Origin of the sequence: Streptomyces sp. NPDC006551 (assembly GCF_040611675.1) — a bacterium.
Taxonomy (GTDB): Bacteria; Actinomycetota; Actinomycetes; order Streptomycetales; family Streptomycetaceae; genus Streptomyces.
In genome coordinates this window covers 1-15,007 of record NZ_JBEXOT010000063.1, presented here as the reverse complement: position 1 = coordinate 15,007, position 15,007 = coordinate 1, and the positions used below count along the sequence as shown (strand labels likewise).

Genomic DNA, 15,007 nt, shown 5'->3' with positions numbered 1-15,007 from the left:
TCCGGTCAGCGGGCCCTGAGGGACGGTGACGTGGTGCACACTTGCTCCCTGGTACAGCGCTCACGGGGAAGGCGGCGGCCGGCATGCTGACGGGGATCGAGGAGGTCGACTGGGCCTCACTGGGGCATGCGTACGGGCCCGCCGACGATGTGCCGGGGCTGCTGCGCGGGCTCGCCTCGGACGATTCCACGGAGCGCGAGCTCGCCCTCGACGGCATGTACGGGGCGGTGCACCACCAGGGCGATGTGTACGACTCCACCCTCGCGTGCATCCCCTTCCTCCTCGAACTCGTCGCCGACGCCTCCGTCCAAGACCGGGGCGGCATCGTGGAGTTGCTGACCAGCATCGGTGGCATCGATCTCGGCGGGGACGACGAACTTGACGAACTCGACCCCGATGACGGGGAGTTGATCCCGGCGGCGAACTACGCGATGGCCGCGGCGGCCGTCGCCGCCGGAGCGGACGTGTTCCTCGGGCTCGTCGGCGATCCCGACCCGGAGGTGCGGCTGGCGGCCCCGTGCGCGCTCGCCTCGATGCATCCCGAGCCGGCGCGCGTACTGACGCTGCTGCGTGAGCGGCTCACGGTCGAGCGCCACACGGAGGTACGGCTCGCCCTGGTGGAGGCGGTCGGGCGGATCGCACGGCGTCACGAGTCGCTGCGCGACGAGACCGTCGACTGGCTCGGATGGCTCTCCCGCGCCGCACAGGCGCCGGGACTGCGGCTCGCGGCCCTGGCCCAACTGGCGCGGTGCGCCCCCGGCGAGGTCCCGGACGACATCGTGGAGCGGGTGACGGCCCTGCTCGACGAGGTGCGGACCGCGTCCCCGGGGCACGACGACGCCCCGGCCCGGAAGCCCCAGGCGCAGGACGGCACCCAGGCACGGGAGGTCCTCGCGCGGGAGGCGCCGACCTGGGAGACCGGGGCGCCGGAAATCGAGGCACAGGACACCCCGACCTGGAAAACCCAGGCACCGGAGGCCCCCACCTTGGAAACCGAGGCCACCGAGGCGACCGGCCTCTTCACGGAGAGCGGGTGGCCGGCCACGCCCGCTCTCGCCGGACAGGTCCGTGAGCTCGTCGACGAGCAGCCGGCCGATCGCCGGACCCCCTGGACCGACGAGCTGCTGCGCACCCTGCACACCGCCCTGGACGACCGGGTCGACGACCGGATCGCCCTGATCCTCGCCCAGCTGCGCAGCCCCGACCGGTCCCGGCGCTCGGACGCCATCTGGCTGTGCGGCGGGCTCATACGGATGTGGCGTGGCCGGTACGAGGAGGTGGTGCGGGTCATCGGGGACCAGCTCGCCGACCCGGACCCGAGACTGCGCGAGGCCGCCACATCGTTCCTCGAGCGGCTCTTCGAGCTGTCGGGCCCCGCCACCGACGCCCTCGCCGCCCGCCTCGCCTCCGGGCCGCCGACGCCGCTGGGGCAGGGTGGGTCCGGAGCGCGGACCGGGGGCCGCGGGGCGCTGCTCGCCCTGGCCCGGTCCGGCGACGCCCGGGCGGTACCGCTCCTCGCCAGGGCGCTCATGGAGCCGGAGGTGCGCCGCGAGCTGCTGTACGCGGTCGACGCCCTCGGCCCCGCCGCCGTACCGCTCGCACCGGTGCTGCGCCGCAGACTCGCACGGGTCGAGCTGGACGACCGGCTCTACGACCATGCGGCGCCGCTGCTCTTCGCCCTGACCGCGATCCGGGGCGCGCAGGCCCTGCCCGAGGTGCTGCGGGTGCTGCGCGGGGCGCCCCCCAACCGGCGGGACTGGGTGCGGGAGTCGGCCCTGCGGGCGCTGGCGGCCTTCGGTCCGGCGGCCCGGGAGGCCGTCCCGGACGTACGCGAGCTGCTGGTCTGCGACTCGGCCACCGTCTCGGCGAGCGCGGCGCTCGCGCTGTGGTCGGTGGAGGGCGAGGCGGCGGCCGTGCTGCCGGCCCTGGAGGGGTGGCTGCGGCCGGGCGCCGCCGAGCCGGAGTGGTGCGCGGCGGCCCACGCCCTCGGTTCGATCGGCCCGGCGGCGGCGCGGAGCGCGCCCGCGCTGCGACCGGGGCTGCGGGCCCGGGACGTGTGGGTACGGGTCGCCGGAGCCACGGCCCTGTGGCGGGTGGCGGGGGACGTGGAGGCGACGCTGCCGGTACTGCTCAGGGCCTGGGAGGAGAACCCGCACGCGCGCGTGGACATCGCCGAGTGCCTGGCGGAGATGGGGCCGGCGGCACGGGAGGCCGAGCCCGCGATCCGGAGCGAGCTGGCCCGGCGCCGCCGCCACAACGTCCGCGAGCACGGCTCGGGCAGCCATGACATCCACCAGGACGAGAAGCTCGTGGCCTTCTGCCACGCGGCCCTGGACCGCATGGAGTGGGGCCGGCGCGCCTGAGCCCACCCCGCCGGGGCGGTGACCAAAGAGGCGCGGAGCCGCCGGGATCTGCGGACACGAAGGCGCGGAGCCGCTGGGGCGGTGACCAAAGAGGCGTGGAGCCGCCGGGACCTGCGGACACGAAGGCGCGGAGCCGCTGGATCCCGCGGCCCCCTGAGACGGGGAGCCGAGAGGCCCTGCGGACTACGGAGACGCGGAGCCGCTGAACCCTGCGGACCACCGACACCGGGGGCCGCTGGGTCCTGCGGACCTCGAAGGCGCCCGTAGAACCGGCGACCGATGACCCTGGAGCCCCCGCTCCGTACCTCACCCGCGCCGAGCCCGAGCCGTCGGACGTAAGTAAAAAGGACTTTCCTACGAATAAGGTCTAAGGGAAGGGAAGACCGATCGTCCCGGGCTCCGCATGATCACCTGTGGCGCCCGACCGAGCACGGTCACCGCACCGACGACATCCTGGAGCAGTGTGAGACCGCGCGGGCTGCCGTACGCCGCCGCCGTGGCCCTGTCCGCCGCGGCGGCGCTGCTCGCGCTCTCCGGCTGCGGCGATGTGGGCGGCCTCGAGAGCGCGGGACCGACGCCCACCGCCGTCGGTCCGGTCCGCCTCTGGCCCGATCTGCCGCCCGCGACCGCGCCGCCCCTCGACTACGGCGAGACCGACACGCAGCGGGTCCCCGGCATCAAGGCGCCGGGCGACGACGTCCACCGCGTCGACCCAGTGGCCGTGATCCAGGCCGAGGCGAACGCCCACCCCGACACGTACAGCGGGGCGGACGGCATGTACGAGGAGACGGCCCGGCAGATCGCCCGGTGCACGACGGAGCCGAAGACCTGCCCGGTGATGAAGCCGTACTACCGCGATCTGACCGGCGACGGCCGTGACGAACTGATCGCCGGCATCCGCATGCCGGAGCAGCAGTTCGGCGTCCGGGTCTATCTCGCCGAGAACGGCGGCCTCACCCGGATCATGGCGACCGTCGACCAGGTCATCAGCGTGGAGACGGCGGGCCGGGACCTGATCATGCGGGTCAGCTCGGCCGGCATTCCGGGGTACGAGTACCGCACCGCCTGGTCCTGGGACGAGCAGCAGCACTCGATGCTGGCGACCCGGGACGAGATCGTCCGCGTCAAGCCGCGCGGCCCGGCCGCCTCGCCGCCCCCCGAGCCCAGCGCAGAGCAGAGCGCCGCGCCCACCTCCGCGTCCAGCACCCCGCCCACCCCCGAGACGAGCGCCGAGCCCACCCCCGAGACGACCTCCGAAGGGGCCCGGGGCGGCGCCCCTGAGGGCAGCCCTGCCGGAGGCCGCCCATGAGCCCGCGCCCGCGCCTCCCCGCCTGGGCCGCGACGCTCACCTGGAAAGCGGCGGTCTTCATCACCGTCATGTGCTGCGCGCTCGCGGCCCTGCTCGGCATCCTCGTCCACGTCTCGGTGACCGGGCGGACCGTGAACGACTCCCGCGAGCGAGCACTGGACCGGCTCACCGCGGCCGCCCGCGCCTACGAGGCGGGCGACCCGCTCCCGCGGTTCGCCGGGATCGACCCCGAGGGCCTGCCCGGCTCGCTGCGCGCGCTCGCCGTCGGCGGGGAGCGCGGCACCATGGTCACCTCGTACGAGGGCCGGCCGACGATGTGGGCGGCCGGTCCCGCCGACGGCCGCGCCCTCGCCGTACGGACGGACTACTCGACGAGCGCGGAGACCATCAGCGGTCTGGACCGGTCGATCCTCGGCTCCTCGGTCCTGGCCATCGGCGCGACGCTGCTCGTGGGCGCGTTCGCGGTCACCCGGGTCACACGACGGCTGCATCTGACGGCTCAGGTGGCCCGGCGGATCAGCGCGGGCGACCTCGACGCCCGCGTCGACGACCCCCGTACGAAGGACCCTTCCCGCCCCCAGGACGAGGTCGCCACGGTCTCCGGGGCGCTCGACACCATGGCCTCCTCGCTCCAGCGCAAGCTGCAGAGCGAACAGCGGTTCACCGCCGATGTTGCACACGAGCTGCGGACCCCGCTCACCGGACTGTCCGCCGCGGCCGAACTGCTGCCGGAGGGGCGACCGTCGGAGCTCGTACGGGACCGGGTGAAGGCGATGCGCGGGCTGACCGAGGACCTGCTGGAGATCTCGCGGCTCGACGCCCGCAACGAGACGGTGGACCTGGCCGTGCACGAGCTCGGACCGGTCGCGGAGCGGGTGGTGCGCGCCTCCGGGACGCCGACCGAGGTGCGGATCGTCCGGGACGCCACGGTCGAGACCGATCGGCGGCGCCTGGAACGGGTGCTCGGCAACCTCGTCGCCAACGCGCACAAGCACGGCGCCCCGCCGGTCGTCCTGACCGTGGACGGCCCGGTCGTGACCGTGCGGGACCACGGGCCCGGGTACCCGGAGTACCTGCTGGAATCGGGGCCGCAGCGGTTCCGTACGGAGAGCGGCGGCAAGGGCCACGGGCTCGGTCTGACGATCGCGGCGGGGCAGGCGGAAGTCATCGGCGCGGAGCTGGTCTTCGCCCACCCGCCGGACGGCGGGGGCGGGGCGCTGGCCCGGCTGACGCTGCCGGCGTACGTACGGTTCGGCGACGCGGAAGACGAACCGGGCTCTGGTCGGCACGCGGCCCCCTGACGGCACACCGTCACACATAAGGGATATAACGCTTACTGCTTGCTACGTTGCGGACCATGACCGCAACGACGGCGGACGCTCCCCCGACGGGGCTGTCCACCCCGAAGCGCCGTGGCGTGGAACTCTGTCTCCTCGTCTGCGCCGTCCTGATCTCCGTCTACGGCTACGCCGAGGTCGGCCTCGCCAGGAACGGCGCCGTGCCGCCCGACGCCGCCCGCTACGGCGCCGGCCTCGGTCTGCTCGCGCTCCTCGCCCATCTCGCCGTCCGCTTCGGCGCGCCCTACGCCGACCCGCTGCTGCTGCCGATCGCGGTCCTCCTCAACGGCTTGGGGCTGGTGCTGATCTACCGTCTGGACCTGGAGACGCCGTACGACCGGGCCGCGCCCACCCAGCTGGTCTGGTCGACGCTCGGGGTGGCGCTGTTCATCACGGTCGTCGTGCTGGTGCGCGACCACCGGGCGCTCCAGCGGTACGCGTACCTGTCGATGGCCACCGCCCTCGCCCTGATGACCCTGCCGATCTTCTTCCCGGCGGTGAACGGCGCCAAGATCTGGATCCGGATCGGCGGTCTCTCCTTCCAGCCGGGCGAGTTCGCCAAGATCCTGCTGGCCGTCTTCTTCGCCGCGTACCTCGCGGCCAACCGCAACGCGCTGGCGTACACCGGCCGGAGGGTCTGGAAGCTGCAGTTCCCCACCGGCCGCGTGCTCGGCCCCATCGTCGCGATCTGGGTGCTGAGCGTGGGCGTACTGATCCTGGAGCGCGACCTGGGCACCTCGCTGCTCTTCTTCGGCATCTTCGTGATCATGCTGTACGTGGCGACGGGCCGGACCGGCTGGATCGCGGTGGGCCTGCTCCTGGCGGCGGTGGGAGCCTTCGCGGTCGGCTCCCTGGAACCGCACGTCCACAGCCGGGTCGAGGACTGGCTGAACCCTTTCGCCTCCATCGAGGCGGGCGACGGCCCGGGCCAGCTCGCCCAGTCGCTCTTCTCCTTCGCCGCCGGCGGGATGCTCGGCGCCGGCCTCGGCTCGGGGCACTCGATCCTGATCGGCTTCGCCGCCAAGTCGGACTTCATCCTGGCGACGGCGGGCGAGGAGCTCGGCCTCGTCGGCCTGACCGCCCTGTTCCTGTTGTACGCGCTGCTGGTCGCCCGCGGCTATCGCGCCGGCCTCGCGCTGCGCGACCCCTTCGGCCGGCTGCTCGCGATCGGGCTCGCCTCGATCCTGGCGCTCCAGGTCTTCGTGATCGCCGGCGGGGTGATGGGCCTGATCCCGCTGACCGGCATGGCGATGCCGTTCCTGGCGCAGGGCGGCTCGTCCGTGGTCACCAACTGGGTCATCGTGGCGCTGCTGATCCGCGTCAGCGATTCGGCACGGGCGCCGTATCCCGCACCGGTGGCCGAGCCCGCGTTCTTCGCGCCGGTCGTGGAGGACGCCCGGTGATCCCGTACATCCGGCGCGCGGCCGCGCTCTGTCTGGTCCTGCTGGCGGCGCTGCTGGTCAACGCGGCCCGGGTGATGGTCTTCGGGGCCGAGTCGCTGGACGAGAACCCGGCCGACCGGCGGGTGGCCATCGCCCGATGGGGCCAGCCGCGTGGCGAGATCCTGGTCGACGGGAAGCCGGTGACGGGGGCGCGCGACAGCGGCGAGCAGCTGCGGTACGAACGCACGTACAAGAAGGGCCCGCTGTACGCCCCGGTGACCGGGTACGCCTCGCAGACGTACGGCACCACCTTCCTGGAACACGCCGAGGACGCGGTCCTCGCCGGCACGGACCCGATGCTGGCGCCGTTCCCCTTCTGGAACGACATCAGCCGGGGGCGGCGGCCGGGCGGGGACGCGGTGACGACGATCCGGGCGTCGATGCAGGAGGCGGCGTACCGGGGCCTGGACGGGAAGCGGGGAGCGGTCGCGGCGATCGAGCCGTCGAGCGGGCGGATCCTGGCGCTGGTGAGCAGCCCGTCGTACGACCCGGGGGTGCTGTCGGGCACCGGGCCGACGGTGAAGGACGCCTGGGCGCGGCTGACCACCTCGCCGAACCAGCCGATGCTGAACCGGGCGATCCGGCAGACCTACCCGCCCGGCTCCACCTTCAAGATCGTGACCGCGGCGGCGGCCCTGGACGCGGGCGTGGTGACGGACGTGAACGCGCCGACGCGTACTCCCGACCCGTTCGTGCTGCCGGGCACGCGGCAGGTGCTGCCGAACGAGGCGAAGGGGTGCGGCGACGAGTCGCTGGCGTACGCGATCCAGTGGTCGTGCAACACGGTGATGGCGGGGCTCGGGGTGAAGGTCGGCCTGGAGGAGATGGTCGACGCGACGCGGAACTTCGGCTTCAACGACACCGGGCTGAAGATCCCGTCGTGGGTCGCGAGGTCGAACTTCGACACCGACATGAGCGACGACCAGCTGGCGCTGTCGTCCATCGGCCAGTTCAACACGACGGCGACGCCGCTCCAGATGGCGATGGTGGCGGCGGCGGTCGCCAACAACGGCGAGATCGCCCACCCGCACCTGGTGGAGCGGACGACGACCTCGGGCGGCCGGACGGTCGACACGACGGGCCGCCGCAGCTACCGCCAGGCGATGCGCCCCTCGACCGCGACCCAGCTCCAGAGCCTGATGGTGAAGGCGGTCGAGGAGGGCACCGGCACGAACGCGGCGATCCCCGGCGCGACGGTCGGCGGCAAGACGGGCACGGCCCAGCACGGCCTCGGCAACACGGGCACCCCCTACGCCTGGTTCATCGCCTGGGCCCAGGCCCCGGACTCGGCCCAGCCGGCGGTCGCGGTCGCGGTGGTCGTGGAGGACGCGGAGGCCCGGCGCACGGAGATCAGCGGGGGCGGCAGCGCGGCGCCGATCGCCCGGGCGGTGATGGAGGAGGGGTTGCGGCTGGAGGCGGAGGCGCGGGGGCGGTGAGGCGCGGCGTGATGCCCCGCCTCACGACAGCTCCGGAAACGGCGGAACGCCCGGCCGAGGAAGACTCGGCCGGGCGCTCCGGATGAAGGGCTACGACTCCGCGGTCAGAGCTCGCCGCGGCGAGCGAGCTGCTTCAGCGCGTTCTCGCGGATGATCTCGTTCTCGTCGTCGCGCAAGCCCTCGAGGGCTTCCCGGGCCTCCGGGCCGGGAATGGCGCCGAGAGCCCAGATCGCCTTCACCGCGAGGGCCCGGGACTCGTCGAAGTCCAGGTACTCGGGAACCCAGCGAGTCGCCGCGACGAGCGCCGGCACCGTCCTGGGCGACCGAAACGTACCCAGGCCGGACACGACGTCCTCGTGCTTGTAGTGCCAGTCGGCACCACACAGCTCGAGCAACGGCTCCAGGAACTCCTCACCCGAGGCACCGGCGGCGCCCTTGACGATCAACGCCATCTCGACGTCGTCGGCGTCCTGACGCTCCATGGCGTCCCGGAGCAGCCGGAGCGCCAGGGCCGCACCATCGGACTCGCCGAAGTGGGTGAGCACCTCATCGAGCGTGCGGCTCGGGCCCTGTCCCGGCGCGACCACCAGCCCCAGAACCAGATCCTGCTCCTCAGGCGTCATCGCCTGATCACCTCCCACGCGTCGATGTTTTCGTTGAAGAGCTTGAGCGCGGCACCGCCACCGAGACCGATGTTGATGTGCTCCTCGCCCTCTCCCTTGAAGAAGGCGTTCTTCTTGCGCCAGCCCTTGCCGACGAGCGGCATGTTCGGGAACTTCGCACGCGTCGCCCTGGAGGCGTCTCGCACACCGATCTGCTGGAGGGCCGCAGTGGTACCCGGCTTCACGGTGAACTTCACGAGGACACCGTCGTAGGCCTCCGAGAACGCCTGCGTCGGGGAAATGAACGTCTCCGCGGTCGCCGACAGACCACCACCATCCTTCAGGGTCTGGTAGTGCGACTCGCTCATCGTCCGATAATACGTTTCCCCCTCAGAGTCATCGTCACCGCCACGATCAGCCTTGCCGGAGCCGCCGCCGCCGCTGGAGCCACCGTTGCTGCGGGAGGAGCCGCCGGACTTGCCGCCGCCTCCGCCGCCGGAGCTCTTGCCACTGGCGACGGGCTTGCGCTGCGGCATGGAGGAGGGCTTGGGCGCCGCCTTGGCCTGGGCCTGCTTCTGGGTGTGGTTACCCGTCTTGCGCTTCGCCGCGGCTGCCGCGTCGGCCTTTCTCTTGGCTGCTTCGGCGGCCTTCTTCTTGGCCCGTTGCGCGGCTTCCTTCTTGGCCTTCTCGATGGCGGCCTTCTTGGCCTTCAAGGCTGCCGCCTCGGCGGCCTTGGCCTTCGCGAGGACCTGCTCGGCGAGCTTCTTCGCCTTCTTGAACGCCTGGATCGCGTCGATCGTGCGGTCGACGGCCTTCAGAACGGACGGGATCTTGCCCAGCTTGGTCCACGGGATGGCTCCGATGATCATGCTGCCGCAGGACCACATGTCACCGCCGAAGCAGGCCATGGCATCGCTGAGACCGATGAAGTCGCTCAGGATGCCCCAGGCCGCCCCCATGATCACCGACGTCAGCGACTTGCCCATGGTGCCTCGCGCCTGGGCGACCATCGCCGCTGACAGTCCCGCGCCCTTGAGGGCCGCGGCCTTCTCCGAGGCGGTCAGGGTGATCGCGAGACCGCTCGGGTCGGAGTACGTGACCGGGTTGTTCTGCGCGTACGCGTACCCGTTGGACTGCAGGGGGTCGTTCAGGTCGAGCATCGGGTCCGCGGACAGGAAGCGTCCGACCACCGGGTCGTAGAGACGGGCACCCAGCGGCTGGAAGCCGGCGGCGTCGTTCCGCGTCTGGCCCAGGAACCCCTTGCCGGTCTGGAGGTTCTGCCCCGTCCTGTCGGCACCGCGCTGGTTGCCGAAGGGGTCCTGCTTGCGCACCCGCACCGGCATGCCGGTGTAGAGGGCGACCTCCGCGTACACGCTGCCCTGGTGATCCGTGGCGAGCGCGGTGAGCGTCTCACCGCCCGTGCCGTTGGCGTAACGCAGGATGGCGCCGTCGGGCGTCGAGTACGTGCGCTCGCTGCGGACCAGGACGCCGCCCTGCTGGACGGTGACCTGCACCTCGCCCAGGTGCAGCGTCGCCTGCCTGCCCTGGATGGTCAGCAGCCGGTCGCCCTCGGGGCCGTAGATGTGACGGGTGTCGTTCTGCGGCAGCCACTGCTGGGCCGTGGAAGCGGCGTCACAGGTGGCGAGCACGATCGGCGTCGAGTTCACGTTCGCCGCGCCCTGCACCGCGAGGCACAGACCGGAGGCGACGTGAGTCAACTGCCCGGAGGCGTTGCGCTTCAGGTGCTGGGCGCTGGTCCCGTTGCACTTCTGCAGCTGGAGCGCGGAGCCCGCCGTGTTGGCGGCCGGCTGGAGGCACCAGTTGCCGTAGACCTTCAGGGTGCCCAGGTTCGGGTCCGTCTGCGGGGTCGCCGTCGAGCCGGGAACCGGCTCGAACTGCCAGCTCTGCGCCACCGTGCCGTTGCAGACGTACAGCTGGATCGCCTGGCCGGCGGACGCGAGACCCGACTTCAGGTCGAGGCACTTCTGGCCGAGACCCAGGTACGGGGTCTTGCCACCGGAGCCCTGACCGGTGATCCGGTCCACCTGACCGTCGTAGGTCCAGCTCAGTTCCTGCTTGTCACCGTTCTCGACCGAGGTGATCGACTTGGTCTCACCGGTCAGCTCGTACAGACGCGTGGCCTCGGCCTTGACCTGCTGCCCCGCGGGGGTGGTGTAGGTCTTCGACACCTTGGTCAGCGTGTGCGGCTGGCTGCCGTCGGCCTTGCCGTACGCGTAGGTGCTGACGGCGTCCTTGGCGGTGTTGCCGGAGAGGTCCTTCTCGGTGAGCTTGGTGCGGTTGCCGAGCAGGTCGTACTCGTACTCCTGCCAGTAGCCGGAACCGTCTCCGGCGGTCGCGTTGAGCGTGCCGTCGGTGTTCTTCGGCGTGGAGCAGCCCCGCGCCGCCGGTTCCTTGTTGGTCCAGGCGGACTTCAGCTGACCCATCGGGTCGTAGACGAAGCACTCACGCTCCTCGATCCCGACGGACTTCTCCTGGATCGAGGTGACGTTGCCGGCCGGGTCGTAGGTGTAGGCCCGGTTCGAGACCAGGGTGCCGCCGACGAGGGTCCTGTCGGCGGTGGTGTCGTTGGGGCCGCCCTTCTCGCGGTGGACCGACTGCTCCGTGAGCTCACCGCTGCTCTCGTCGTACGTGTTCTGCGTCCACACCCGGTACGGCATGGCGCCGAGGGTGGAACGGAGCACCTGGCCGTAGGGCGAGTAGACGGTCTCGGAGCCGTACCAGTCCTTGCCGGAGATCGAGAGCGGCTTGCCGTCCTCGTTGTAGCGGATGACCATCTTCTCGCTGGCGAACTTGCCCGCCGCGGGAAGGGTGGCCTCGTTCAGCATGCCGTTGTCGGAGTACACGTAGTCGTACGTGTAGTCCTTGGCGAAGCCCCACGTGTCGACGATGGACTGCGGCAGGGACAGGGTGGTCGAGGTCGGCTGGTAGTCCTTCGTGTAGCCGTTGACCTTCTGCGTGTACGCCAGCGTGTCCGTGTACCGGGTGGCGGCGGCGGGCATGCCCTTGCCGCCCGGAGCGGTGTCGTAGGTGAACTCGGACAGCAGCTTGCCGGCTGAGCTGTTCTCCCGTACCTGGGTCGGCCGCGACAGCTCGTCGTAGCCGTTCCACATCTTGAGGCCACGGCCGTTGGTCGTGGTCAGCGGGCGGTCGAGGGAGTCGTACTCGTTCCGGGTCGTACCCGTGTCCGGGTCGGTGGCGGTCTCCAGGCGGCCGCGGTGGTCGTACGTCCAGGACCAGGGGTGCGTCGGGTCCGCCGAGGCGGTCGCCTTCACGGGCTGGCCCTGCACGTCGTACTCGTAGCGCGTCGACGTGAAGCCGCCCGGCGCCGCCGGGTTGAAGGTGTCCGTGCGGACGGTGCGGCCGAGCGCGTCGGTCCAGACGCGGTAGGACGAGTCGCCCTGCGGCTGGATGACCTTCGACCAGTCGGCACCGTACTCGTAGCGGACGGCCTTCTCGGGGACCTCCTGGGAGATGGCCTCGGTCGTTCCGGGGGCCTTCACCTTGAGGACCGGCATCTCCTCGAGCACGCGGCCGAGGCCGTCGTACTTGTAACGGGTGATGTTCGGAACGGTGGTGTCCGCGCGCGGCGTGAACAGCAGACCGCTGGGCTCGTCCTGGTTCAGGTAGGCGTTGTTGGTCTGGTAGATCTCACCGGCGTTGTTGTACAGCGTGTCGGTGATCAGACGGCCGCCGCCGTCCGCCTCCTCCTGCGACTGCCGCTCGCGCCCCATACCGTCGTAGATCGTGACGGACTTCTCGACTCGGTCCTCGTAGCCGCGCGTGTACGTGGTGACGTACGGAGGCTTGCGGGTCTTTCCGCCGTCGGGGTCGTTCGGGTCGGTCTCCTCCGCCGGGATCGTGTACTCGGCCTTGAAGTCCGGCACGCCCGTCGTGCGGCCCGGGGCCCAGGCCTCGGCGAGACGGCCCAGCGGGTCGAACTTCGCGTCACTGATGTGGCCGTTGGCGTCGGTCGTCTTCAGCGTGACCGCGCGGCCCGGCTCCAGCTCCTGGATCGTGGTGTGGCCGAGCACGTTGGTCGTGGTGACCTTGAAGACCTGGCCCGTGGCCGGGCCGATGGACTCGTAGCTGATCGTGGAGGACTTCGGAGTCGGCTTGGTCAGCTGCTCCGGGTCGGTCGTCCGGATCACCCGGCCGATCTCGTCGAAACCGGTGGTGCCGTTGGTCTGGAAGTCGGTGCCGGTGCCGTTCAGCGACCACGACTCGGTGGCCAGGCCACGGGTGGTGGCGCCGAGGGCCGTGCCGTACGTCGTGCCGTCGAACGCCGTACGCTGCGCCCCGCTGAGGGTGGACAGGTTGGTCCAGTTGGCGTTCGCACAGGTCGTCGGCGAGACCAGGACCTGCTTCGACAGACCGATCAGGTTCTTGTCCGTGCGGTGCAGGTACTCGAGCTTGGTGCAGGACTCGTCACCGGTCTTGCCGGTGTCACCGAGGCTTTCCACCAGAGTCGGCAGACCGTACGTCGACTCGTAGGTCGAGTTGGTCTTGACCGTCCGCAGCGTGCGGGTGTCGTCACCCGTACCCGAGGACTTCGTGTACGCGATCTCCTCGGGCTCGGTCACACGCCACGCCTGCAGCGGGCTCAGGCCGTCGCCGAGGTCGCGGCGGGCCAGCTCGGTCGCCTGCGGGATCGTGATGCTGCGGCTCAGCCAGTCGGTGTCCGCGTCCGTCGCGTTGCTGTAGGACAGCTCCTCGGCGATGCGGCCGGCGAAGGCCTCGCGGTCGTAGACGGTCTGGCCGTCCGACGTCTTGATGACGTTGCCGTGGACGTCCTTCACGGGGACGGTGTCGCCCATGCCGCGGTAGAAGCGGGTGACGGCCTTGGTCTTCGGGCCCTCGGCGCCGGGGACGTCCTCACCAGGGGTGGTGCCCTCGCCGCTGTCGGCGGTGGCCTTGCGCTCACCGGTGATGACGGCGGCCTGCTCGAAGCCCGCGAACTGCGAGTAGGTCCGGGTGGACTTCTTCGAGAACTCCGCCTCGGCCAGCTTCCAGCCGGCGTTCTTGTAGTCGTACGCCGTCAGCGTCGAGTACGAGCCGTCGACGTTCGGCAGCTCCTCGATCGAGTCGACCACGTACTTGTTGAACCAGTCGATGTCCTCGACCTCGGCGTCCGGGTGCCAGAACACCGGGTAGCAGAGCCGGGTGTTGGACTTCAGCGCGGCGGTCTCGGTCTTGCCCGGCAGGTTGGTGCTGTCGAGGCACTCGGGCGTACGGGGCTTGTAGGTGACAGCCGTCTCGCCGCCGTACTCGTTGATCACCCGCTCGATGCGCAGACGCGAGAAGCCGGGCCGCGGGTCGGTCGCCGGGCTGCCGCGGTAGACGCGGTTGGGCATGTCGTCGGAGTTCGACTCGAACCGCACCGCGTTCAGCTTCACCGAGGCATCGGTGGAGCCGTTGCGGGCGTAGCCGGTGCGCTGGATCGACTCCAGCCACAGCGCCGTGTTCGCGCCGGTCTTCAGCACCGGGAAGCTCTGCTTGAGCTGGTACTCGTCGACGACCTGACGCGCGGTGGTGTCGGTGCGACGCTGCGTGGAGGTGGTGATCTTGTCCAGGCGCTTGCGGGTCCAGAACGTCGGACCGGCGTTCCAGCACTTGCGGGTGTACGTCGAGGTGACGGCCTTGCAGTTCAGGTCGGCCGGGGTGTCGTACCAGATGCGGTACTTGCCCGGGTCCTTGTCCTCGAACTCACTGTCCGAGCAGGTCAGACCTGCCTCGGGGTAGCAGCGCTCGGCGACGGTGAAGCCGATGCGCGCCGGGGCCTCCGCGGAGAAGATCGACTCCTTGCGCTGGCCGTAGTAGATGTGCTTCAGGTAGCCGCCGCGGTGGTACTTGACCGGGCCCTTGAAGTAGAAGTTCTTCGCGTAGTAGTTCTCCTCGCGCGCCCAGAAGAGGGACATGGCGTTGCCGTGGATGTCCTCGACGTAGTCGAGGTTCCAGCGCCAGGCCTGGTGGCAGGAGGAGTTCTTCCAGTCGGCGGTCGTCGAGCCGGCGTAGCAGGGCTCGCCCGAGTGGTTGCCGTAGACCGGGACCGCGAGGACGGAGTCGGTGTACGGGTCGTCGGCGGCGGTGCCGTTGTCCGACCAGCCGGGGAGCTTGTTCAGACCGAAGTGGTACTTCGTGCCGTCCTTGGTGGTGACGACCCAGTACTCGCCGTCCTTGTCCTTCAGGCCCGAACGCGGGTCCTTGGACGTGTCCTTGATCCGCTCGATCTTGGAGCCGTCACCGTTGGAGGTGAACCACTGGCCGACGGGCTTGCCGTCGGAGCCGAGCGGGCCCTTCGTCGCGTCCCACACCAGCTCGGTGGTCATGCCGCCCAGCGACAGAGTGGCGTTCTCCGAGCCCCAGCACAGGTCGGCCGTCTTGTGGGTCGAGTTGTTCGACCCGGCCCTCTTGGAGTCCTGGCGGCAGTTGTTGTACGTCCGCGTGATCGAGCCCGGGTTGTAGTCCCAGCCGTCACCGATCCAGGAGGCCTGGTTGTT

Annotated in this window: 7 protein-coding genes; 5 read left to right on the top strand and 2 right to left on the bottom strand. The window is 70.9% G+C overall.

Annotation, left to right across the window (positions count from 1 at the left end; genetic code table 11):
- Positions 1–83: 83 nt before the first annotated feature.
- The 5 genes from ABZY12_RS32205 (at position 84) to ABZY12_RS32185 (ending at position 7,887) form a co-directional block, all read left to right on the top strand.
- Positions 84–2,363, top strand: coding sequence for a PBS lyase (locus ABZY12_RS32205; protein ID WP_356896621.1), 2,280 nt, complete (start codon positions 84–86; stop codon positions 2,361–2,363).
- 463 nt (positions 2,364–2,826) lie between these two features.
- Complete coding sequence (locus ABZY12_RS32200; protein WP_356896619.1) at positions 2,827–3,672, top strand: hypothetical protein; 846 nt, start codon at positions 2,827–2,829, stop codon at positions 3,670–3,672.
- Positions 3,669–4,973: a HAMP domain-containing sensor histidine kinase gene (locus tag ABZY12_RS32195; protein WP_356896617.1), complete on the top strand. Its 1,305-nt coding sequence runs from the start codon at positions 3,669–3,671 to the stop codon at positions 4,971–4,973. The genes ABZY12_RS32200 and ABZY12_RS32195 overlap by 4 nt, the downstream gene beginning before the upstream one ends.
- A 56-nt stretch (positions 4,974–5,029) precedes the next feature.
- On the top strand, positions 5,030–6,412 hold the full coding sequence (locus tag ABZY12_RS32190) for an FtsW/RodA/SpoVE family cell cycle protein (protein ID WP_356896615.1): 1,383 nt from the start codon (positions 5,030–5,032) through the stop codon (positions 6,410–6,412).
- On the top strand, positions 6,409–7,887 hold the full coding sequence (locus ABZY12_RS32185) for a penicillin-binding transpeptidase domain-containing protein (RefSeq protein WP_356896613.1): 1,479 nt from the start codon (positions 6,409–6,411) through the stop codon (positions 7,885–7,887). Before ABZY12_RS32190 ends, ABZY12_RS32185 begins: the two co-directional genes overlap by 4 nt.
- 104 nt (positions 7,888–7,991) lie before the next feature.
- On the opposite strand, the gene ABZY12_RS32180 is transcribed toward ABZY12_RS32185, so the two are convergent.
- Both ABZY12_RS32180 and ABZY12_RS32175 read right to left on the bottom strand, forming a co-directional pair.
- Positions 7,992–8,510 (bottom strand): HEAT repeat domain-containing protein, encoded by a 519-nt coding sequence (locus tag ABZY12_RS32180; protein ID WP_356896611.1) that lies wholly within the window; start codon positions 8,508–8,510, stop codon positions 7,992–7,994.
- A partial coding sequence (locus ABZY12_RS32175) for a ricin-type beta-trefoil lectin domain protein (protein WP_356896609.1) occupies positions 8,507–15,007 on the bottom strand: 6,501 nt, incomplete at its 5' end. The genes ABZY12_RS32180 and ABZY12_RS32175, both read right to left, overlap by 4 nt.